Below are 20,845 nucleotides of genomic sequence, written 5' to 3'. Positions count from 1 at the left end.
TCAGCCGTGGGTTGCGAAGACTTGCGTCGACCCATCCATCAGTACAAGCAGCACATCATAGGGATCACCTTGGGGGCCCATGCCGGGCGAACCCATGGGCATTCCCGGTGCTGTCAGTCCGCGCGCGACAGGTTTTTCGCTCAGCAACCGCCCGATGTCAGCCGCAGGCACGTGACCCTCGACGAAATATCCGCCCACGGACGTAGTGTGACATCCTGCCAGTTCCGGCGCGATGCCGTGTTTCTGCTTCAGAACCTGAAGCGTGTCGTAATCCACGTCCTCGACCGATGCCTTGAAACCGGCAGCGATCATCTCATTTACCCAAGCGCCGCAGCAGCCGCAGGTCGGTGTCTTTGTCACCTGCAACGTGGGTGCGGCGGTTTGCGACAAAGCAGGCCCGGCCAAGGCCAGGCTGAGTGCCGTAAGGCCAAATTCACGTCGGTTCACTTAAAACTCCTCGTTGTTCTTCCTTAAATAGTTGCTCGGTATCCCGAAGTCGACTGCCCGCGCTGTTACATTTGGCTACAAACACGGGATGGGCGTCCCTTGGTGAAAATGACTATGTTGGCGGCATGAGCGATCTGCCACGCATCCTTGTCGTCGATGACCATTCAGAGATTCGGAAATCCGTCACCAGTTATCTGGAACGCAACGGCATGCGTGCTTCAGCGGCGGAAAATGCAGTTGAGATGGACGCAAGGCTGGCGGAAGCGCATTTCGATCTGATTGTCCTCGATGTGATGATGCCGGGGGAAGACGGGCTGTCCGCGTGCAGGCGATTGCGCAAGGAAGGGCATATTCCGATCCTGATGCTGACCGCATTGGGTGACGACGAAGACCGCATCGCGGGTCTGGATGGCGGGGCAGACGATTATCTCGCCAAGCCGTTTAATCCCAAGGAACTGGTGGCGCGGATCAACGCGATATTGCGTCGGACGCAGCTGATCCCAAAACCGAATGGTTTTGCGGGGAAAACGTTGAAGTTTGCACACCTAAAGCTGGATTTCGATGGCCGCACACTGATTGACCAAGGCGGTTCGCGTACGCAACTTACATCCGGTGAACTCAAACTCCTGACCCTGTTCCTGCAAAGGCCAAGGACGGTCATTGGCCGCGAGGAGCTGCTCAAATTGAGCACCGGCCGGGTCGCCGGTCCATTGGACCGAACCATCGACAATCAGGTGAGCCGGTTGCGCCGGAAGATGGAAGAGGACGTTTTGCGCCCGAAGATCATCGCGACTGTCCGGCATGGGGGTATAGTCTTTCCTGCGATGTCGAGATTTGCGAATGAAGCTGCTTCCGCGGACGTTGCGTGCACAGATTGCCCTTCTGGTCCTCGGTGTCTTGATCCTCGCGCAAGCTCTGAGTCTTTGGTTTTTCGTTGATGAACGCTCGTTAGCCATTCAGGCCGCCATCGGTGCCGAAGCCGCCGGAAGGGCCGCAAATGTCGCACAGTTGATTGAAGGCGCACCCCCGGAATTGCATGCCCAGATCGTCCGCGCGGCAACGTCTCCGCTCGTACGGTTCGACCTTACAGACGAGCCGTCGGTTGCACACGGACAACACGATGACGGTGGAGCGGTCGAAGCGCGGATACGGGCACTGCTTCAGGAAAGCTACAGCCGGGATATCCGGGTTGAGGTTCATGAAATCGAGGGAGGTCTGCTGCCCCTTCCGAACCTGTCACCGGAAATGGCGCAAATGCACGCCGAAATGATGCAGGGCAGCCTTGCGGCCATCGAGATGGAGCTGTCCATTGCGCTGTCCGGTGGGAATTGGCTCAACATCGAGACGCGGTTCGAACGGCCGCCTCTGCAAAGGTCGCTGGCGTCCAACATATCCTTTGCACTGACTGCGGGACTTCTGCTGGTTGCAAGTTTCTGGTTTCTCCTGTCCCGACTGACCGGACCACTCAACGATCTCGCGACTGCGTCCGAACGTCTGGGTCGCGGCGCCGCCAAGGGCGATCTGCCGGTCGTAGGGCCGAAGGAAGTTCGGGATCTGACCCGATCATTCAACATCATGCAGGATCGCCTGACGCGATTTGTCAGTGACCGGACCCAGATGCTTGCAGCGCTTGCGCATGATCTGCGCTCGCCTTTGACGGCGCTTAGGGTGCGGGCCGAAATGGTGGACGACGAAGACACGCGCACGTCCTTGGTGGCGTCAAGTGAAGAGATGCAACGGATGGTCGATGCGACCCTCGATTTCGCGAAGGGCGTCGGACAGCATGAAGAGGTCCAATCGGTTGATTTGCACGATCTGATCACTGGTATGGGCTTGGACAAGGTTCAGGTGACCAGCCAAGGTCCACTCATCGTATCCGTGAAACCAAGCGCGATGGGGCGCGCGTTGAGAAACCTGATTGAGAACGCGATCCGCTACGGGAGTGAGGCCAGGGTTTCGTGGCAACGCATGGGCAGTGAGGTAGTGGTCGCCATCGACGATCAGGGGCCCGGTATTCCCGACAATCAGCTGGAGGCTGTTTTCGGACCCTATGTCAGGCTCGAGACGTCGCGATCACAGGATACCGGCGGTCATGGCCTGGGGCTGTCGATTGCGCGCAGCATCATCCTTGAGCACGGTGGTTCTATCGAACTGAAAAACCGCACTGATGGGGGTCTGCGCGCTGAAATCACGCTGCCCGTCAAACAAAGCGCCGAGTCAGCCCCGAAAGAGGAAGGCTCGCCACATATGGCGCGGGTTGTTCGTCACCTCAAACCCGACTAGTTTAGTGAGGCAAGTATATGAAACGAAGATATTTCCTGACTTCTGTTGCAGCTCTTTCGGTGAGTGGAAAAACAGCATTCGCGCATAGTGACGCAGAGCACGACCGGCGCGTCGGGCCATCTGTGGTGCCCCCGGAGCAGTTGCCGCGCCAGGTTCCGTTCACCGAGGCAGACAAACCGGGAGAAATACATGTCGATCCGAACCAGTTCGCTTTATTTTGGACTTTGCCGAACAATCGGGCAATCAGGTATACCGTCGGAATTGGCCGGGAGGGGCTCTATGAATCCGGCGAGTTCTATGTCGCGCGCAAGCAAAAGTGGCCGCGGTGGACGCCCACACCCGCCATGATAGCCAGAGATCCTGACCGATATCTTCGTTTTGCGGGCGGTGTGCCCGGTGGGCTGAACAATCCACTCGGTGCCCGCGCCTTGTATCTTTACCAGCCAGGGCGTGGGGACACCTACCTGAGAATTCACGGCACAACGGATCCGAAGACGATTGGTCGACGTGTCTCAAACGGCTGTGCAAGGCTTACCAATAATCAGATCATCGAACTCTATGAGAAGGTCCCGCTCGACACGCGTGTTGTCCTGAAACCCATCGAGGTTTGAGGCAGCAGCGCGAAGACGTGTCCGTTGGCCGGGATACATATCGTTACATAATATCAGGCCCCGGACTGTTCATGAAATGCGACCAGGCGGGTAGTCTAGTGGATAGGCAGACAACAACATGAGGCCATATGATGACCCGCAAGCAAACACGTGTAACGCGTCGAGCATTCACGGCAGGTGCCGCATCGGCAGCTTTCGCGGCCCCGTCCATCCTGCGTGCGCAGGTGGATCAAACCAGTGTCCGAAGGAATATCTCATCGTTTCGTACACACGCTTGGCAAGACCACTTTGACGCTTTGGACAAGGGTATCATCATCGCAGACACCGTTACCCGCGTGATGCAACACTGGACGGCCGATGGCGAAATGCGCATTTATCCGACATCGGTTCCCTTGTCTGACGAGCTGACAAAGCGCGGCTACACGACAGTCACGTTCAAGGACCCGAACCTGACTGGACCCCTACACCCTCCATGCGCGAACGTGACCCGTCTTTGCCAGCCTATATGCCGCCCGGGCCGGATAACCCGTTGGGCGTCCGTGCCCTGCACCTGAGTTGGACGTACTACAGGATTCACGGCACCCATGATACGCGCAAGATCGGAAGACGCTCTTCAAGCGGGTGTATCGGTCTCTACAACGAGCAAATCATCGAGGTGTTCGAAAGGACACCGGTCGGCACGCAGGTACGATTAATCTGATGTCGAAGTCCGGCATCCTGATTGCGGCGTTTTTTGTCGTCGGTGGCGCGGTTGTGATCTGGCAGCAATTGCAGCCATCGTCTTCGATGCCCGGCCACACAATGACAACGCCTGATCTTTCGCAGACGGAAGAGGGCGCGCCGATTGCAGACGTGGTTGTGCCTGCTGAATTCTCAGCAAATGCCCAATTGGGAAAGCGTGTTTTCGATGGCGCTTGCGCCGCTTGTCACGGTGCGAATGCTGCCGGACAGAATGGCGTGGCACCGCCGCTTGTCCACAAGATCTATGAACCGAGCCATCACGGTGACGCCGCTTTTTTGCTTGCCGCGAAACAAGGTGTCAGAGCGCACCATTGGAAGTTTGGCAATATGCCGCCAGTTGAAGGCGTCACGCCCGGCGATGTGAAGATGGTTGTTGCATATGTGCGGGAACTTCAGCGCGCCAACGGGATCAATTGACAGGAATGACCAACTTGAACATGAAGATATGGATTACTGCCATTGCGATCGGGACGACCGGCGTTGCTGCCTTGGCGCATTCCGGAGCAACCGGCGTGGTGCTGGAGCGGATGCAGGGCATGTCCGCGATGGCCAAAACACTCAAGACGCTATCACCCATGATGCGGGGTCAGGTACCTTATGACGCCGATGTCGTCCGCAGGGAAGCTGGCGCGATGATCGGCCATGCCGGTGAGCAAATGACGCGACTGTTTCCTGAAGGCTCGGGTGGCGGAGTGTCCAAGGCGTTGCCGTCGGTCTGGGAAAACAGCGAAGAGTTCGCGGCCCTTGCGCAAGAGTTGAGAACAGCCGCCGAAGGATTGAAGTTGAGCGCAGGCAATGGGTTGGCCGCAGCACAGGGCAACGGTAGCGAATCAATGATGGGCGGCGCCACTGACGGGATGATGGGTGGCGGGTCCGCGCCTGCAATGGGAGGGGGCATGATGGGATCGGACCTTCCCATGACGACCGAGATGTTTGCGGACATGCCGACCGACCGTGCGTTCGCGATGGTCGCCCAGACCTGTTCGGCCTGCCACCAGAAGTTCCGCAAAGAGGACAAGTGATCAGATGCGGTGGTGGCGTTGGATCATCGGTGCGGGGGTCGTCGGCGGCATCGGCGTTGTCGCGGCAACGATAGCCTGGCCGATCGGTGCGCCAGTCTCGGACCTGACCCTGCAAGGCGATGCCCAGCGGGGGTCGTATCTGGCGCGCGCCAGTGGATGCATTGCGTGCCACACCAACTTTGAAGCTGGCGGGGCGCCATTGGCAGGAGGAGCGCCGCTCCGGACCGATTTCGGGACATTCTATCCGCCAAATCTGACCACCGATGTCGAATTCGGGATTGGCGGCTGGACAGTAGAAGAGTTTGCAAAAGCGGTAAGGCAGGGAATTTCCCCGGACGGAGACCCCTATTATCCCACCTTCACCTACCCGTTTTATGCAAACTACACGGATCAGGACATTGCCGATCTGTGGGCCGCGTTCCAGACCGTGCCAGCCGTGAATGTGCCGACCCCGTCCCATGAGGTGCCTTTTCCGTTCGATCAGCGATGGGGGATGAAACTTTGGCGGGCGGCTTTTCTGACAAAGCCTGACACCGCACCAGAGGCGGACCGAAGCGATGCTTGGAACAGGGGCAAGCTGCTGGTCAACGGGGCGGCACATTGTGCTGCCTGCCACACAACGCGGAACTTTGCAGGCGCACGCATAGTATCGAAGAGGTTTTCCGGCAACGACGCCTTGCCGGGAGGTGGCAAAGCACCTTCGATCCGGACGCGCGATCTTGTGTCCGAAGGCTGGACAACAGACGATATGGCTTATGCATTGCGATCTGGCATAACGCCGTCTGGCGACGTATTTGGTGGATCAATGGCCGAAGCCGTGCGCTATGGCACGGGCTTTCTGAGCGACGCAGACCTGAATGCGATGGCCACCTACCTGCTGGACAACAAATCATAATCTTGGGAACCCACGAATGATCACGCTCAATCGCCGCCAATTTCTGGCAACATCTGCTGCGTTCAGTGGTCTGTCGGCCAGCACTGGATTTGCGGGCACGCCATTCGCGACCCTGACAGCCCAGCAAAGCGACGTGCAGCTGCTGCCCGGCAACTATGGCAAGACATCGCTTTGGTGCTTTGACGGCGGCTCACCCGGTCCGGAGATTCGCGTGGCGCAGGGGGGGCGTGTCCAGCGCAGATTGGTCAACCGGTTTTCTCAGGGAACGTCGACGCATTGGCACGGCATCCGCATCGACAATGCGATGGATGGCGTTTCCGGCCTGACACAGGATGTGGTCCAGCCGGAGGAAACATTCGACTATGACTTTACTGTCCCGGATGCCGGGACCTATTGGTACCATGCCCATAATAGGTCGTTTGAGCAGGTGGGCAGAGGGCTTTACGGTGCACTGATCGTGGAAGAGGCCGAGCCTCTCGACATTGATCGCGAGGAAGTCCTGATCCTGGATGATTGGCTTATTGACCCCGAAACCGCGCAGATCAAAGACGACTTCGGAGCGCCTCATGATCTCAGCCACGCAGGGCGCATCGGCAACCTGCTGACGACCAATGGAACCTTCAATCTGGGCCTGAGTGCACGCAAGAACGAAAGACTGCGCTTGCGGCTGATCAATGCTGCCAATGCGCGCAATTTCCAACTGGGGCTGGAAGGCCTTGACGGTTGGGCGGTTGCTTTGGACGGCATGCCCCTGGCTGCACCCATTAAGGTGACGGAGCCGATGATCCTCGCTCCGGCTCAACGGATCGACCTGATCGTCGATGTGGTCGCGGATGTTGGTGAAACGGCTCATATTCTTCAGTTCGGCCGGGAAGAGGCCTTCAGCCAGGTTACATTCGAGGTCGTTGAGTGGGGCTCGAAAAATCGTCGAGACGCGCCTTTGGCCTTGCCGCCGAACGACCACAGGATGGTCGACTTGAGTGAAGCCACGATGCTCAGCCTGAGTATGGAAGGCGGTGCCATGGGGCGGATGAGGTCCGCTTCCCTTGGGGGCGAACTCAAGCCGATCGGCGAGATCGTCGAGGCCGGGTATTTCTGGTCGTTCAACGGCAAAGTGGACGGGATCAACGGTGATCCCCTTGCGCGGCTGGACCGCGGCCAGAATGTACGATTGAAGATCGTGAACGACACGGCGTTTCCGCACGCGATGCACCTGCATGGCATTCACTTCCACGAGGTCGCCGAAAACGGCACCCTCGGACCGCTGCGTGACACGACCCTTCTTGAACGGGGTCAGACGCGCGAGATTGCCTTTGTGGCGGACAACCCGGGCCAATGGCTGCTACATTGCCACATGCTGTCGCATGCGGCTTCGGGCATGATGACCAAGATCGTCGTTGGATGACCCCGCGATCCGTCTATCTTGCGTTGGGCGTAGTTACCGTTGCGGTGGCTACCATATTCCTGTGGACCCGGTCCGGCGGAACCGACCATACGGCGGAAAACCTCATCAACTCCTCAGCCGATGTGGCCGCGGGCGAAGTCCTCTATGCCGAAAATTGCGCCGCGTGCCATGGCGCAAATCTGGAAGGTGAAGAAAACTGGCGCAGTCCGCGTGATGACGGAAGCCTGCCCGCACCGCCGCATGATGCAAGCGGCCACACTTGGCACCACGCGGACAGCATGCTGTTCGCCTACACCAAGCTGGGGGGCGCCGAGGTTCTCGCGGCGCAAGGCGTTGACTTCAACAGCGGCATGCCCGGTTTCGGCGACCAACTGAGCGACGGGGAAATCTGGGACATCCTCGCATACATCAAGTCAACATGGCCGGAGCGTGAACGCGCCACGCAAGCCGAGCGCACGGCCCAGGATATTGCCTCACAAGGAGACGGATAATGAAAAGATTCTTGGCTACCACCGCACTGTTAATGCTTCCCATCGCTGCGACGGCAGACGGCATGGACGAAGACCGGATCAAGGAACTGGTGCTGGAAGCCATCCGCGAGAATCCGGGCATCGTGTTCGAGGCCGCGCAGTTGTTCGAACAGCAACAGCAGGCGTTGCAGGCGCAAGCCGCAGCGCAGGTTCTCGATACGGAAAAAGCCACGCTTGAAAATGATCCCAATGCGCCCGTTCTGGGCAATCCGGATGGCGATGTCACGGTTGTCGAATTCTTCGACTACAACTGCCCCTATTGCCGCCGGGTTAAACCTGAAATGGAGGCATTGCTTGCCGCTGATCCCAACGTCAGGGTCGTTTACCGGGAATGGCCCATTCTGGGGGACGGGTCGGTTTTTGCCGCCCGCGCGGCGCTGGCGTCCCGAAACCAGGGCAAATATGAAGAGTTTCATTGGGCCATGATGCAACTGAAGGAACGCGCAGAGGAAGCATCGATTCTCCGCACTGCGGAAAACATCGGCCTCGATGTTGCACAGTTGCGTAGCGACATGAACGGACCGGAAATAGAAGAACACATACAGACTTCCATGCGGCTTGCGCAATCTCTGGGGTTCAGTGGCACACCTTCATTTGTGATCGGCGACAGTCTTGCGCCGGGCCTGATCCAGGCGGACCAGATGATCGAGCTTGTCGATCAGGCACGGGCCGCCGAATAAGGACAAGCTTACGCGGCTGAAGCGTCGTAGCCAGCGTCAACGATGGCTTGCCGCACAGCGGCCTGTTCCAATGTGCTTTGGACAGTGACAAGGCGAAGGTCCAGATCGGACGTGACAACGGCTGATGGATCCTTTGCCTTGATGCCGCTTTCGATAGCGGATGTACAGTGTCCACAGCTCATTTTCGGGACGGAAAAAATCATGAAGGCCTCCATTTTTGGTACAACCTCAGACTTGGTCGTTCCATCGGGAGGAAGGTCAAGCAAATATCAGAAAAATAAATGAGATACTCTCTTGAGCTTCCAGCAACTGGAAGCCCTATATCAGGGTAAGTTCAACCGAGGAGTCTCTCATGACCGACCCCAATACGATACGTCTGTCCGTTTCCGGCATGAGCTGCGCGTCCTGTGTGGGCAGGGTTGAAAAGGCTCTCGGCGAGGTTCCAGGCCTTTCGAACGTCAGTGTCAATCTGGTGAGTGAAACGGCACAGTTTCAGACGGATGATGCAGCCACGACGGGCGCAGCGGTTGCGGCACTGTCGCAGGCCGGCTACCCGGCAAGCACGGCGCGCGTCACGCTGAACGTAGACGCCATGTCCTGCGCGTCCTGTGTCGGTCGGGTTGAACAGGCGCTTGTACGGACACCCGGCCTATTGAATGCGGCGGTCAATCTAGCAACCGAAACGGCTGTGGTAGAGTATCTTTCAGATGCCATCACCCCGGAAGAGATTGCCCGGATCAGTACGGAGGCGGGATACCCGGCCGAGATTGCGCAGAGCGATGCGCACGAGGACCGATCGGACCGCAAGGCAGAAGAAGCCGACGCGCTGGCGCGCCGTGTCATCCTTGCCGCGATCCTGACCGTTCCGGTGTTCGTTCTGGAAATGGGAAAACACACCATACCCGGCTTTGAGGGCCTGATTGAGAGCACAATCGGCATTCAAACGTCGTGGCTGATCCAATTCGCGCTTGCCACGGTGGTTCTGTTCGGACCGGGTTGGAGGTTCTTTGCGAAGGGCATTCCGGCGTTGATCAAGCGTGCTCCGGATATGAACAGCCTTGTCGCGCTGGGAACCGGGGCGGCGTGGACTTATTCCGTAGTCGCGACCTTCCTGCCACAGGTGCTGCCTGACGGTGTGCGCGCCGTCTATTTCGAAGCAGCGGCGGTTATTGTCGTTCTGATCTTGTTGGGTCGCTGGCTTGAAGCGCGGGCCAAGGGCAAGACCGGTGCAGCCATTCAGGCCCTTCTTGGTCTGCAGGCAAAGACAGCCAGGGTCCTGCGCGAGGGGCAGGCGACCGAGGTTGACATCAAGGAACTTCGGATCGGCGATCAGATCCTCGTGCGTCCCGGTGAAAGGCTGCCTGTCGATGGCGAGGTCACAGAAGGATCAAGCAACGTCGATGAAAGCATGATCACCGGTGAACCCCTCGCCGTGCCAAAGGCTGCTGGCGAACCGGTGACCGGCGGCACGGTGAACGGCACCGGGAGCCTGACCATAACGGCGACGCGAGTCGGGGCGGATACCACGCTGGCGCAGATTATCCGCATGGTCGAAGATGCTCAGGGGGCCAAGCTGCCGATCCAAGGCCTAGTGGATCGCGTGACCATGTGGTTCGTGCCTGCCGTTCTGGTTCTGGCGCTTGCGACTGTGGTTGTCTGGCTGCTGGTCGGTCCCGATCCGGCTCTGACCTTTGCGCTTGTGGCGGGTGTCTCCGTTCTGATCATTGCGTGCCCCTGCGCCATGGGGTTGGCCACGCCCACCTCGATCATGGTGGGGACAGGACGCGCGGCTGAGATGGGGGTGTTCTTCCGCAAGGGAGATGCGCTGCAACATCTGGATGAAGTTGGCGTTGTCGCATTGGACAAGACCGGGACGGTCACGCAAGGGCAACCCAGTTTGACAGACCTCATCACGGCCGACGGCTTTGACCGGGCAGAGACACTCGCCCTCATCGCATCTGTCGAGGCGCAGTCTGAGCACCCGGTGGCAGAGGCCATTGTGCAGTCCGCAAAGAGCGAAGGCCTGTCCTGGCCCGATGCGACGGAATTCCGGTCCGTGACCGGCTACGGTGTCGAGGCGCTTGTCCAGGGCCGCAAGGTTCATGTCGGTGCGGATCGCTTCATGGTGCAGCAGGGCATTGACACCAGCCCGCTGGAAGACCGCGAAAGGGCCTTGGCCGAAAAGGGACGCACCGCGCTTTATGCTGCGGTGGACGGATCCCTGGCGGCCGTGATTGCCGTGGCAGACCCGGTCAAATCCTCCAGCGCCGAAGTGATCGCAGCTCTGCATGATCGAGGGATCAAGGTCGCGATGATCACCGGAGACAAGAAGGCCACGGCAGATGCCATCGCCCGCGAGGTCGGGATCGACCATGTCATTGCAGGGGTGTTGCCGGATGGAAAAGTCGCCGCCCTGGACGAATTGCGGCAAGGGAACAGCAAGATCGCCTTTGTCGGAGACGGCATCAACGACGCGCCAGCGCTGGCCCATGCCGATGTCGGCATCGCCATCGGAACCGGCACGGATGTCGCAATCGAAAGCGCCGACGTGGTGTTGATGTCGGGCGACCTGCGCGGCGTGGTGAATGCCATCGACGTGTCGCGCAAGACCATGCGCAACATACGGCAGAACCTTATCTGGGCCTTTGGCTATAACGTCGCGCTGATCCCTGTGGCGGCGGGCGCGCTTTACCCGGCCTTTGGATTGCTCCTGTCGCCGGTGTTTGCCGCCGGGGCCATGGCGCTGTCCTCCGTGTCGGTTCTGACCAACGCGCTGCGGCTGCGACGGATCAAGGCGACGATGTCGGAACAGGATCCGCCCCACGACGCGGAGACGAAATTCGCAACGCAGCCCGCAGAATAGGAGACAGGTGTGAACATCGGAGAAGTATCAGAACGCGCGGGTTTGCCAGCGAAGACAATCCGCTACTACGAAGACATCGGCCTTGTCCGGCCTTTGCGCAGCGACAACGGCTATCGCGCCTTTCGCGACAGCGACATCCACAAGCTCGCATTTCTCGGTCGCGCCAGGACGTTCGGGTTCTCGATCGAAGACTGCCGCACGCTGCTTGATCTCTATGAAGATGAGACGCGGGAAAGTGCACAGGTCAAGGCTGTCGCTCAAGAGCATCTGGCCGCCGTTGACGAAAAAATCGCCCAGCTCAAGTCGATGCGAGAGACCCTGGCTCACCTCGTTGACGCCTGCCAGGGCGATCACCGCCCCGATTGTCCAATCCTGAAAGATCTGGCCAAAGACCCGTAACGCACGATGCCTGGGCCAGACATTTATGGGGTTTCATGCCGTTTCGATATATCGTCTTGAAACCCTCCAGCGCTGGAATGTTGTTCCTCCACAAATAGAATCCATGATGGAGAGATCAGATGTCTGAAGATGCGATCGGGAAATCTCGTGGCGGGTCCGATACCCGTTCAAGTGAAGGTGCAGCACATTCGGGAGGCCATTCAGGTTCATCCTATGGCCGGTTTCTGGCGATGGTCGGCACATCGACTGCGATCATGTTCGGCCTGATGTACATCAACTCGTACTCCTTCGAACATGTCTACTGGAGCGAAACCCGATTTTACATGACGTTCATCATGGGCGCGACGATGGCGACCGTGATGCTCCTTTTCATGTTGAACATGTACAAGAACAAGGGCGTCAACGCCGCGATCATTCTCGGGTCTGTCGTGATGTTCGCCGGCGCGCTCTGGCTCGTGAGAAGCCAGGAGACCATTCAGGACGAAAGCTGGATGAGCGCGATGATTCCGCACCACTCCATTGCGATCATGACAAGCGAACGGGCCGAGCTGACAGATCCAAGGGTCGAGGCGCTGGCTTCGGAAATTGTGACGGCGCAAAACCGCGAAATTTCCGAAATGCGTTTCCTCATAGATGACATTGAGGCAAATGGCGAAGCCGGTCCTGAATGGCCACTTGGTGAAGCGGACGGTCCGGCTGAAATGGAGGGGCTTCAAGAAGCGATTGCAACCCCGGTGATTGCCGGAATCCGTCCTGCACCGCTCAAAGCCGAAGAAATAACACGCGCACTGGGGTCCGACGGACAATGCCGTTTCATTCGCGCCGTGAACGCCGATCCCATTCTGGTCACGGACGGGGCGGGGAACGGCGTCGCCAAGATATCCGGATCGCTGGTCAACTTCACGTCGCAAGACACAGTGACGTCCGGTGGCGTCCTGTCTGCCGATGGTGGCCAATTCACGCTGGCGCCGGGTGACGCGGACGGTGAAGACGCCACCCTGCTGTTTGAATTGACGGGAGAGACGCCTCTGACTGTCGGATTTACCGGGTATTGGACCTGCAACGGTTAAAGGATTTAAAGGAACGCGTCATGACGAGAGAGGCAAAATCCACCCCGAAGACGGCGGTTTTGTACCGAATGGTGATGGAGGAGCATGTTTGTCCCTATGGGCTGAAAATCGAAGGACCTGCTTGAGCGGGAGGGGTATTCGATTGAGGACCGGCCTCTGAACACCCGCGAGGAAACGGATGCTTTCATGGAAGAACACGGTGTCGAAACGACTCCGCAGACCTTTATCGGCAATGAAAGAATTGGTGGCTATGACGCGCTGAGGGAATTTTTCGGCCAGGACGTAAAGGATGACGACGAGACGACTTATCAACCCGTCATTGCGATATTCGCGGTCGCATTCCTTATGGCGCTTGGTCTCAGTTGGGCGTTTTACGGTTCGATCCTGACGCTGCGGGCATTCGAGTGGTTCATCGCGATCTCGATGAGCTTTCTTGCTGTTCAAAAACTGCAGGACGTCGAGACGTTTTCCACGATGTTTCTGAACTACGATCTGCTTGCCCAGAAATGGGTGCGCTATGGCTATGTCTATCCCTTCGGCGAAGCACTTGCCGGTATTCTCATGGTCGCCGGTGCCTTGGTCTGGATCAGCGCGCCTGTTGCACTGTTCATCGGTACGGTCGGAGCGGCTTCAGTTTTCAAGGCCGTCTACATCGATAAGCGCGAGATCAAGTGCGCCTGCGTGGGCGGCGGTTCAAACGTGCCGCTGGGTTTCGTGTCCCTGACCGAAAACCTGATGATGATATTCATGGGCGTCTGGATGTCGGCGCGTGCGATGGGCCTCTTTTAGGCCTAACCATCCGTTTTCAAAGCGGTCACAGGGTCGCCAAGTGCAGCCCTGCTCAGCGCGTCGAGAACGGCTTCGGACGTCAGAACCTCGGACAGGATGATCCCGTCTGGCGCGTTTGGCCCGTAGACGATGTTGAACGGGATGCCAAACCTGTTGTGGCTTTCCAGATACCGGGAAATGTCAGTGCTGGACCTAGTCCAGTCTGCCCGCATCGCAACGACATTATCACCCCGCAGTTGGTCGACCACGGGCGCACGGTCCAGCACCAGCGTCTTGTTGGCCTTGCACGTCAGGCACCAGTCTGCGGTCACGTCGACAAAGACGGTTTTTCCCTGCGACACCAGTTTCGGTATCTCGGAGCGATCGAACGCGACCCAGTCCTGGCCCACCGCTCTCGTCTGCGGCGGGATTGTCAGCGCCGTCGGCACCAGAAGGCTGAGAACAGCAACCACCACCAGCGCTGTCGGGCGCGTCAATCTGCCCGGCAAACGTATTGTTGCGAGAAGAATGAAAAGGCTCGTCATAAGCAGCACGGTCATGGCCACCCGGCCACCCGCCACCCCTATCAGTACCCAGAGCAGCCAGATCGCGGTCCCGGCCAGAAGACCGGCAAGCACCCATTTGACGACAACCATCCAACGTCCCGGCCTGGGCAACAACCGGACCAGACCAGGCTTCCCCGCCAGAACCAGATAGGGCAGGGAGAGCCCAAGCCCCAGAGCCGTGAAAACGAGAATGACATCAATCGGGCGCCCGGACAGGGCAAAGGCAACCGCTGTCCCCAAAAACGGGGCCGAGCAGGGCGTGGCCAGCACCGCCGCGAAGGCGCCTGTTGCAAAATCTCCGCCATACCCGTCGCGACCGCTTGATCTGGCCAGCCGTGACTGCAACCCGGAGGGCAATGAAACTTCGAACACCCCGAACAGATTGGCAGAGAACACGGCAAGCACCAGAAACATGACGGTCAGGAAAACAGGGCTTTGGAATTGCAGGCCCCACCCAACGGTGACGCCGACGGATTGCAGAACCAGAATGATTGCGGCGAGGGCCCACATGAACACCAGAACGCCAAGCGCCGACATCAGGAACCCATTCCGGACCTCGTGCGCTGGCTTGTTTCCATGATTGAGAACCGATGTCAGCTTGATGGACAGGACAGGCAGAACACAGGGCATGACATTCAGGATCAGACCGCCAAGAAAGGCAAAGGCCGCAATCGCCAGGATTTGCGTCAGATCCGGCAGGTTCGCCATAACCTCGAATGGTGCACCCGGGATGCGGTCTGACCAAGCGGGCTGCGCTGTCACCGCGCGTGATCCATCGGTCAAAGTCAGTTGCAGGGGCGGCGGATCCTCCCCTTGCGCGAGAAGAGGCAGCTTGGCCCAAAGGGCTGTTCCCGCATCATCGGTTCGGATGTCCGGTTTGCCAAAGGTGAATTCCGGCCCCAGTTCCGGAAAGATATCCGGCTTCACAAAGGCATTCGCACTGCGCGCCGTCACATAAAGCGCATCATCCGCGATCACCGCCGTTTCGACAATGATGTCGCTCTCTTCGGGACCAAGCGGCACCCGCTGGGCATACTCCGAAATCAGGCCCGCCGCCTTCGCGTCAATCCCGGTGCCCGCCGGAATTGTCAGTGCGAGATCGAAATCATGCGGCACACAGACAGTCGAGCACGCCAGCAATGAAACACGCGCCTGCAATGTTGCGGACTGGCCCGCAGTTTCGAGAACTGCCTGAATGGGCAGGACGACACGGGTCTTGTAGCCAAAATTCTCGATGCCGAATGCCGTGAAGCGCTCAGGCGCGGGCCAGAGCATCTGTGCGCTCACCAGATTTTCCGATCCATCCCATGAAATTTCAGGCGGCAGACCCACCTCGCCGGGCGAACGCCAATAGGCTTTCCAGCCCTCGGCCAGCTCGACATCCAGGCCAAGGGAAAGGGTTCTGGAGGTTTCCGCGACCCCATTTTCAACGGAGATGAGCCGGGCCGTGATTGTTGAATTCTCGTAGGTATCGCTCGATGCAGCAAAGCCCATGGAGGCCCAAAGGCAAGCCATGAGAAGGAAGAATAGGCGCAACGTGGTTCGCATCATCTTTTGGCTCGCTTCCACCCTTGTCCCGAGATCGAAATCCGAAGCACCTCTATGGCTGCATCTCCCGGTTGGTCAACTTTACAAACGGATACAATGTCGTTTGTGAAGCCATCCCGCTGCGAGAATAACGCGACGAAGTCCGCGTTCGTAGCAGGAAGGCCAATAGAAGCTTTTTTCTTCATTGAACATTTCAATCGCAACCGCGGCCTCCAACCTTCCAGCGCTGGAAATTGAAACCAAATGCGGATGACTTAGTTGAACGCTTAGCAATTGAGAGAAGGAAGAAGAGGTGTTGTCACATTAACGGTCCTGAGGTTGCTGGTTCATTGATCTGGGCGTAGGCGGTGTCGATGCAGACACAAAAGATCAGCTACAAACGCCACCGGTTTCCGCCTCAGATCATCGCTCATATTGTCTGGCTTTACGTCCGGTTCAACTTGAGCCTGCGCGAGGTCGAAGAGCTGATGCTGGAACGTGGCGTCGACGTTTCGTATGAGACAATCCGGCGCTGGAGCGTCAAGTTCGGCCCCCTGATCGCCCACGTTCTACAGCGACGGCAGCCGCGCCCCGGCGATGTCTGGCATCTGGACGAAGTCGTTGTGAAGATCGCGGGTCGGTCATACTGGCTCTGGCGCGCGGTCGACCAACACGGCTTTGTTCTTGAGGAAATTCTCCAATCGAGACGAGACAAGCGCGCCGCAAAGCGGCTTTTGGTCAAGCTGATGAAACGTTGGGGCTTCGTGCCAAAAAGGATCATTACGGACAAGCTGCGCTCCTATGGTGCCGCAAAGCGCGAGGTCGCGCCTGGCCTTGATCATTGGTCACACAAGGGACTCAATAACCGCGCAGAAAACAGCCACTTGCCCTTCCGAAAACGAGAGCGGGTGATGCAAGGCTTCCGATCGCCGGGTGGATTACAACGCTTCGTATCTATGAAGTCTGCAACCCGCAATAGTTTCTCTGTCCCAGCCCGCCGCCGCTCTGCGCTCACCATCCGCTACCATCGGCTCGAAGCATTCGAGGCGTGGAAATCCGCGGCACAGGCCGCTTGATCAACGAACAGCTTGCCACTTGCAAATTCGGCGAGTTAACGTGACAACACCTCAATTCACCATCTCTCCACCTTGAACAATGGGCGCGATGTATCACCCGTATCGATCGGGCGCAGCCCTTCGGTTGTCGAGACGGCCGAGTTCGTGCCCTTCAATGTCCCTTTTCTTTCACGGGTTCTGCGTTCGGCCTTCGTCAGGCCCCGGCTTTCAGCTTCGATCTGGCGTTGCTGCAAACGTCGGATCTGGGTACTACCGCCGCTGGCGCGGTACACCATCGTCGCAGACGGGCGCCCAACGGGGGAAAGAACGGGCGCGGTGTACGCCCGTTCTGGTATTAACGTTATCGCAAGGCGGTGCTCGCGATCCGCACTGACCGTTTAGTGAGTAACGGAGACTTCGCGGAACATGCCGGATTCGTAATGACCGGGGATCAGGCAAGCAGCTTCGAACGTGCCGTTATTTGCAAATGTCCAGATGATTTCGGCATCTTCGCCGGGCGCGAGCCGGATGCGGTTGGGCTCATTATGACCCATATTCATACCGCTCATATCCGCCATTTCGTTCTTGTGCGCGGCGTTCTTCTTTTGCGAGTCGAGAATGAACTCATGGTCCAACTCGCCCTCGTTGCGGACGACGAAACGGACGGTCTCGCCTTCTTTGAAATCCAGATCGCCGCCCTTGAACAGCATTTCGCCGTCGTCTGTTTCGACCATGTCGATCTCGACCGTGCGGTCCACCGCAGCGGCATCGCCGGGCATGCCGATCTTCATTTCTCCATGGGTGTCGCCGGACTTGTTTCCGTGAGCCGCTTCGCCGGCAAACCCCGGTGCCGCAAAGGAGGAAGCCAGTGCGATTGTCAGCAGTAGATGTTTCATCTGTTTAGTCCTTGGTTGCTTTTGGGTTCAGGTATTGGCCGGAGGACTCATCAGCCCTCCGGATTGCTCCCGCAGGAACAAATCTCAGAATTGAAGGCGTGTACCGATCACGACCGAGAACTCATCTGTATCCCCACCGGCCGCGCGGGTGATGTCCCGCGTGTCGCCGAACGAGGTCTCGTAGTTGACGCCGATATAGGGTGAGACCGCACGGTCGATGAGGTCGTAACTCAGCCGCGCACCGATCTCCATGACTGCGCCACCCGCACCCCGCCCCCGGGCGATGTCATCCTTCAGCGGCATATCGATCTCGATGTTCGGGGTCAGGATCAGACGGTTGGTAAGGAGCAGTTCGTATTCCGCCTCGAAACTGAAGAACGAATAGTCGGAGAGGTAGAGATCGGCGTCGATCTCGAACCACTGCGGCGCGAGCCCTTTTACCCCCACGACAGCCGCGTAGCGTTCCGGAACGCCCTCGGGTGTGCTGGCATAGGCTCCGACCACGCCGTTAAAGAAGGTCGAGATTGGAAACCGGAGACGTAGCTGGTTTTCGAGGCTTTCGAACTCATCGGACGAAAGACCGTATTCAGCTTCGCTGCGCCACACCAGCTTGAGCTCATCCGTGCCGATGAGGGCGTCGAAATCCCAGACAAGGACCTCTTCGTCATCCAGTGCGCGAATTTCCAACTGTTCCGCCTGCACGCCCCAGATCAGCTGTTCGGTTTGTTTGACGGGCTGAGCCTGCACGAGCGAGGCCCAAGGAAGGATGAGGCCGGCCAGTCCGGCGAGTTGACTGTATTTCATTACGTTCGTCCTTTGTATTTCCCGGCTCAAGCCGCGCGTCCCTTGACCACGACCTTGCGGAACATTCCCGCCCGCGCGTGGTAGCTGAGGTGACAGTGGAACGCCCATTGACCGGGGGCGTCGGCCTCGACTTCGATGTCCGTCGTGGCGGCGGGATTGATGTTCACGGTGTGCTTGATGGGATTGCGCGGACCGTGACCGGCATCGATGATCGACCACATCCCGTGCAGGTGCATCGGATGCGACATCATCGTTTCGTTGATGAACCGCATGCGCACCCGCTCGCCGTATCGGAGCGTGATCGGGGCGGCATCGTCGTATTTCACGTCGTTGATCGACCAGATGTAGCGCTCCATGTTACCGGTCAGCCGCAACACGATGGTGCGTGAGGGTGCGCGGTGACGGTAACGAGGGCTGGCGGCGCGCAGGTCTGCGTAGGACAGGAACTTGCCGCCGTTGTACGCGACAGGCGTCAGTCCGCTGCCCGGGACATAGAACGGATCGCCGCCATCAGACATTGCCATTCCGCTCATACTGTCCATGCCGCTCATACCGTCCATTGCGGGCTTCTGCATCTGGGCATGGTTCATGCCTGACATCGGTGCCTTTTTCTTCTGCTGCATCTGCGTGTGGTCCATGCCGTCCATCGCAGGCTTTTGCATCTGCGTATGGTCCATCCCAGCCATCGAAGTCTTTTTCTTCGGCTTTTCCTCTGACGGGGTCATCGCAGGCATCGGGGGCTGCTGGCTGGATTGCATGTTTGAATGGTCCATGCCTGTCATGTCGGTGTGGTTCATTCCGGTCATGTTCTGCATGACGTGGTCGCCCATACCCATGCCCATATCCATACCCATACCGCCCATCATGCCGCTCATGTCGGCCATGGTGAGCAAGGGCTTGGGTCTGAGACGGGGCACGGCACCGGCATAGCCCTCTCTGGGTGACAGGGTGCCCCGAACAAGCCCGTTGCGGCCCATGGATTCCGCAATAATGCTATAGACCTTGTTCTGCGTAGGCTGGACGATGACATCATAGGTCTCGGCAACCGCGACCCGCAGTTCATCCACGGCGACAGGCTCCACATCGTTGCCGTCAGCCTGCACGACGACCATTTTCAGTCCCGGTATCCGCATGTCGAAGTAGGTCATCGCGGAGGAGTTGATGATCCGAAGGCGGACCTTCTCACCGGGCCGGAACAAACCGGTCCAGTTTTGCGACGTGCTGCGACCGTTGATCAGCGAGGTAAATCCCTGCACGTCTTCGACGTCGCTCGGCAGCATGCGCATGCGCCCCCACATGCGGCGCTCTTTCAGCGTCGCCTTGAGACCGTCCATGCGGGCGTCCCGGATCAGGTCCTGAAAAGTGCGCTGCGAACGGTTGTAGTAGTCGGACTGCATCTTGAGGTTCCGCAAGATGCGGTTGCCCGGATGGGGATGTTTGTCGGCCAGCTGAACGACATAGTCGCGGTGCGCTGGTATGCGTTCCCTGCCGCGCGGCTCGATCACGATCGCACCGTAGGCGCCATCCGGCTCCTGAAGGCCTGAATGGCTGTGGAACCAATAGGTCCCGGCCTGCTGGATCGGGAAGCGATAGGTAAAGGTCTGACCGGGGGCGATGCCGTTGAAGCTGATCCCCGGAACGCCGTCCTGACGGAAGGGCACGATAAGTCCATGCCAGTGGATCGAGGTGCTTTCGCTGAGGTTGTTGGTCACGTTTATCGTAACCTCCTCACCTTCCTTGAAGCGCAGGATCGTCGGAATCTGGCTGCGGTTGTAGCCCACGCCCATCTTCTGAAAATCGCCCGTGTTGATGCGCACCGGGTCGACTGTGATATTGTAGGTTCCCTGAGAGGTCACCTGCGTGGAGCCATGCGCGCTCAACGCTTTGGGCATCGCAAAAGCCGCAGCCGCAGCCAAGCCGAACTGACGCCGCGACAACCCCTTCGCCAGCTCTTCAGAGGTACTGAGCGCCGTATCCCAGAGGGCCAGCTGCTTTCTATTGAAGAATTGCATTCGTTTTCCTTGTATTAGTCTGTCTGAAAGGTGCCGCAGCGCGCGTGCTCAAGGGTTCGACGGCGTTTTGGAGGTCAGTCGCACCCGGCTCGGCACAGTTCGCTTCGAACACGGCACGTGCCGGGGGCGTTTACGCGCGGTTCTGCCTTGCAACTTGCGAGGGTCAGCGCGGGGCCTGTTTCGAGTTCTGAATTTGTCGGATCCATGATTCACGTGCCCTCCGTGGAACTGGAGGTTTTATCGCCGGAACGCCTGCAAAGGATCAAGAATA

At 58.6% G+C, this 20,845-nt stretch carries 19 protein-coding genes and 2 pseudogenes; 15 read left to right on the top strand and 6 right to left on the bottom strand.

The genetic code is table 11. From position 1 onward, the window contains the following. Entirely contained in the window at positions 1–447 is a 447-nt protein-coding gene (locus CUR85_RS19010) for a DUF411 domain-containing protein (protein ID WP_043847208.1), read from the bottom strand. A 125-nt stretch (positions 448–572) separates the two neighbouring features. On the opposite strand from CUR85_RS19010, the gene CUR85_RS19005 reads away from it, so the two are divergent. The 10 genes and pseudogenes from CUR85_RS19005 to CUR85_RS18960 all read left to right on the top strand — a co-directional run bounded on the left by CUR85_RS19005 (position 573) and on the right by CUR85_RS18960 (position 8,614). Then, the gene (locus CUR85_RS19005) at positions 573–1,385 is read left to right on the top strand and encodes a response regulator (protein ID WP_280323157.1); all 813 of its coding nucleotides are present in this window, start codon (positions 573–575) and stop codon (positions 1,383–1,385) included. Then, positions 1,288–2,730, top strand: a complete 1,443-nt coding sequence (locus CUR85_RS19000; protein WP_050672446.1) for an ATP-binding protein — start codon at positions 1,288–1,290, stop codon at positions 2,728–2,730. The genes CUR85_RS19005 and CUR85_RS19000 overlap by 98 nt, the downstream gene beginning before the upstream one ends. 17 nt (positions 2,731–2,747) lie before the next feature. Beyond that, positions 2,748–3,341 (top strand): L,D-transpeptidase, encoded by a 594-nt coding sequence (locus tag CUR85_RS18995; protein ID WP_005619183.1) that lies wholly within the window; start codon positions 2,748–2,750, stop codon positions 3,339–3,341. Between the two features lie 128 nt (positions 3,342–3,469). Beyond that, a pseudogene (locus tag CUR85_RS18990) lies at positions 3,470–4,041 on the top strand (L,D-transpeptidase). Further along, entirely contained in the window at positions 4,041–4,499 is a 459-nt protein-coding gene (locus CUR85_RS18985) for a c-type cytochrome (protein ID WP_005619178.1), read from the top strand. The pseudogene CUR85_RS18990 and the gene CUR85_RS18985 overlap by 1 nt, the downstream one beginning before the upstream one ends. Positions 4,500–4,504: 5 nt before the next feature. After that, on the top strand, positions 4,505–5,104 hold the full coding sequence (locus tag CUR85_RS18980) for a c-type cytochrome (protein ID WP_009824484.1): 600 nt from the start codon (positions 4,505–4,507) through the stop codon (positions 5,102–5,104). Positions 5,105–5,108: 4 nt separating this feature from the next. Continuing rightward, positions 5,109–5,999 carry a c-type cytochrome gene (locus CUR85_RS18975; protein WP_067264441.1) on the top strand — a complete coding sequence of 297 codons (891 nt, stop codon included), beginning with the start codon at positions 5,109–5,111 and terminating at the stop codon, positions 5,997–5,999. Between the two features lie 16 nt (positions 6,000–6,015). After that, positions 6,016–7,404 (top strand): multicopper oxidase family protein, encoded by a 1,389-nt coding sequence (locus CUR85_RS18970; protein ID WP_050686572.1) that lies wholly within the window; start codon positions 6,016–6,018, stop codon positions 7,402–7,404. After that, on the top strand, positions 7,401–7,895 hold the full coding sequence (locus tag CUR85_RS18965) for a c-type cytochrome (RefSeq protein WP_005619169.1): 495 nt from the start codon (positions 7,401–7,403) through the stop codon (positions 7,893–7,895). The genes CUR85_RS18970 and CUR85_RS18965 overlap by 4 nt, the downstream gene beginning before the upstream one ends. Then, positions 7,895–8,614: a DsbA family protein gene (locus CUR85_RS18960; protein WP_067264438.1), complete on the top strand. Its 720-nt coding sequence runs from the start codon at positions 7,895–7,897 to the stop codon at positions 8,612–8,614. The genes CUR85_RS18965 and CUR85_RS18960 overlap by 1 nt, the downstream gene beginning before the upstream one ends. Before the next feature lie 8 nt (positions 8,615–8,622). On the opposite strand, the gene CUR85_RS18955 is transcribed toward CUR85_RS18960, so the two are convergent. Then, complete coding sequence (locus CUR85_RS18955; RefSeq protein WP_037953528.1) at positions 8,623–8,817, bottom strand: heavy-metal-associated domain-containing protein; 195 nt, start codon at positions 8,815–8,817, stop codon at positions 8,623–8,625. A gap of 149 nt (positions 8,818–8,966) precedes the next feature. Here CUR85_RS18955 and CUR85_RS18950 point away from each other — a divergent pair, with 149 nt between their 5' ends. The 4 genes and pseudogenes from CUR85_RS18950 (at position 8,967) to CUR85_RS18935 (ending at position 13,735) form a co-directional block, all read left to right on the top strand. Next, the gene (locus CUR85_RS18950) at positions 8,967–11,477 is read left to right on the top strand and encodes a heavy metal translocating P-type ATPase (RefSeq protein ID WP_280323156.1); all 2,511 of its coding nucleotides are present in this window, start codon (positions 8,967–8,969) and stop codon (positions 11,475–11,477) included. Between the two features lie 9 nt (positions 11,478–11,486). Beyond that, complete coding sequence (gene cueR, locus CUR85_RS18945; protein WP_005619161.1) at positions 11,487–11,876, top strand: Cu(I)-responsive transcriptional regulator; 390 nt, start codon at positions 11,487–11,489, stop codon at positions 11,874–11,876. Positions 11,877–11,995: 119 nt separating this feature from the next. Next, positions 11,996–12,946 (top strand): DUF305 domain-containing protein, encoded by a 951-nt coding sequence (locus CUR85_RS18940; RefSeq protein ID WP_050686576.1) that lies wholly within the window; start codon positions 11,996–11,998, stop codon positions 12,944–12,946. Positions 12,947–13,014: 68 nt separating this feature from the next. Beyond that, positions 13,015–13,735 (top strand): annotated as a pseudogene (locus tag CUR85_RS18935) (MauE/DoxX family redox-associated membrane protein). A gap of 2 nt (positions 13,736–13,737) precedes the next feature. Here the strand turns inward: CUR85_RS18935 and CUR85_RS18930 are convergent. Continuing rightward, positions 13,738–15,828: a protein-disulfide reductase DsbD family protein gene (locus CUR85_RS18930; protein WP_394377334.1), complete on the bottom strand. Its 2,091-nt coding sequence runs from the start codon at positions 15,826–15,828 to the stop codon at positions 13,738–13,740. Positions 15,829–16,181: 353 nt separating this feature from the next. On the opposite strand from CUR85_RS18930, the gene CUR85_RS18925 reads away from it, so the two are divergent. After that, complete coding sequence (locus tag CUR85_RS18925; protein ID WP_065331824.1) at positions 16,182–16,883, top strand: IS6 family transposase; 702 nt, start codon at positions 16,182–16,184, stop codon at positions 16,881–16,883. A gap of 377 nt (positions 16,884–17,260) precedes the next feature. Here the strand turns inward: CUR85_RS18925 and CUR85_RS18920 are convergent, their stop codons facing one another. From CUR85_RS18920 to CUR85_RS18910, 3 genes are all read right to left on the bottom strand, one after another. After that, the gene (locus CUR85_RS18920; RefSeq protein WP_009827247.1) at positions 17,261–17,758 is read right to left on the bottom strand and encodes a cupredoxin domain-containing protein; all 498 of its coding nucleotides are present in this window, start codon (positions 17,756–17,758) and stop codon (positions 17,261–17,263) included. Between the two features lie 84 nt (positions 17,759–17,842). Beyond that, positions 17,843–18,562 carry a copper resistance protein B gene (locus tag CUR85_RS18915; RefSeq protein ID WP_065335300.1) on the bottom strand — a complete coding sequence of 240 codons (720 nt, stop codon included), beginning with the start codon at positions 18,560–18,562 and terminating at the stop codon, positions 17,843–17,845. A 26-nt stretch (positions 18,563–18,588) separates the two neighbouring features. Then, on the bottom strand, positions 18,589–20,574 hold the full coding sequence (locus CUR85_RS18910; RefSeq protein WP_009827245.1) for a multicopper oxidase domain-containing protein: 1,986 nt from the start codon (positions 20,572–20,574) through the stop codon (positions 18,589–18,591). Positions 20,575–20,845: the final 271 nt, after the last annotated feature.

Source organism: Sulfitobacter faviae, from assembly GCF_029870955.1.
Classification (GTDB): Bacteria; Pseudomonadota; Alphaproteobacteria; order Rhodobacterales; family Rhodobacteraceae; genus Sulfitobacter; species Sulfitobacter faviae.
The sequence above is the reverse complement of the archived record's forward strand: the minus strand, read 5'-3'. Positions and strand labels throughout refer to the sequence as shown.

Coding starts and splice junctions, on each gene's coding strand:
- CUR85_RS19005 (WP_280323157.1), top strand. CDS start 573: ATGAGCGATCTGCCACGCATCCTTGTCGTCGATGACCATTCAGAGATT.
- CUR85_RS19000 (WP_050672446.1), top strand. CDS start 1,288: ATGAAGCTGCTTCCGCGGACGTTGCGTGCACAGATTGCCCTTCTGGTC.
- CUR85_RS18995 (WP_005619183.1), top strand. CDS start 2,748: ATGAAACGAAGATATTTCCTGACTTCTGTTGCAGCTCTTTCGGTGAGT.
- CUR85_RS18985 (WP_005619178.1), top strand. CDS start 4,041: ATGTCGAAGTCCGGCATCCTGATTGCGGCGTTTTTTGTCGTCGGTGGC.
- CUR85_RS18980 (WP_009824484.1), top strand. CDS start 4,505: ATGACCAACTTGAACATGAAGATATGGATTACTGCCATTGCGATCGGG.
- CUR85_RS18975 (WP_067264441.1), top strand. CDS start 5,109: ATGCGGTGGTGGCGTTGGATCATCGGTGCGGGGGTCGTCGGCGGCATC.
- CUR85_RS18970 (WP_050686572.1), top strand. CDS start 6,016: ATGATCACGCTCAATCGCCGCCAATTTCTGGCAACATCTGCTGCGTTC.
- CUR85_RS18965 (WP_005619169.1), top strand. CDS start 7,401: ATGACCCCGCGATCCGTCTATCTTGCGTTGGGCGTAGTTACCGTTGCG.
- CUR85_RS18960 (WP_067264438.1), top strand. CDS start 7,895: ATGAAAAGATTCTTGGCTACCACCGCACTGTTAATGCTTCCCATCGCT.
- CUR85_RS18955 (WP_037953528.1), bottom strand. CDS start 8,817: ATGATTTTTTCCGTCCCGAAAATGAGCTGTGGACACTGTACATCCGCT.
- CUR85_RS18950 (WP_280323156.1), top strand. CDS start 8,967: ATGACCGACCCCAATACGATACGTCTGTCCGTTTCCGGCATGAGCTGC.
- CUR85_RS18940 (WP_050686576.1), top strand. CDS start 11,996: ATGTCTGAAGATGCGATCGGGAAATCTCGTGGCGGGTCCGATACCCGT.
- CUR85_RS18930 (WP_394377334.1), bottom strand. CDS start 15,828: ATGCGAACCACGTTGCGCCTATTCTTCCTTCTCATGGCTTGCCTTTGG.
- CUR85_RS18925 (WP_065331824.1), top strand. CDS start 16,182: ATGCAGACACAAAAGATCAGCTACAAACGCCACCGGTTTCCGCCTCAG.
- CUR85_RS18920 (WP_009827247.1), bottom strand. CDS start 17,758: ATGAAACATCTACTGCTGACAATCGCACTGGCTTCCTCCTTTGCGGCA.
- CUR85_RS18915 (WP_065335300.1), bottom strand. CDS start 18,562: ATGAAATACAGTCAACTCGCCGGACTGGCCGGCCTCATCCTTCCTTGG.
- CUR85_RS18910 (WP_009827245.1), bottom strand. CDS start 20,574: ATGCAATTCTTCAATAGAAAGCAGCTGGCCCTCTGGGATACGGCGCTC.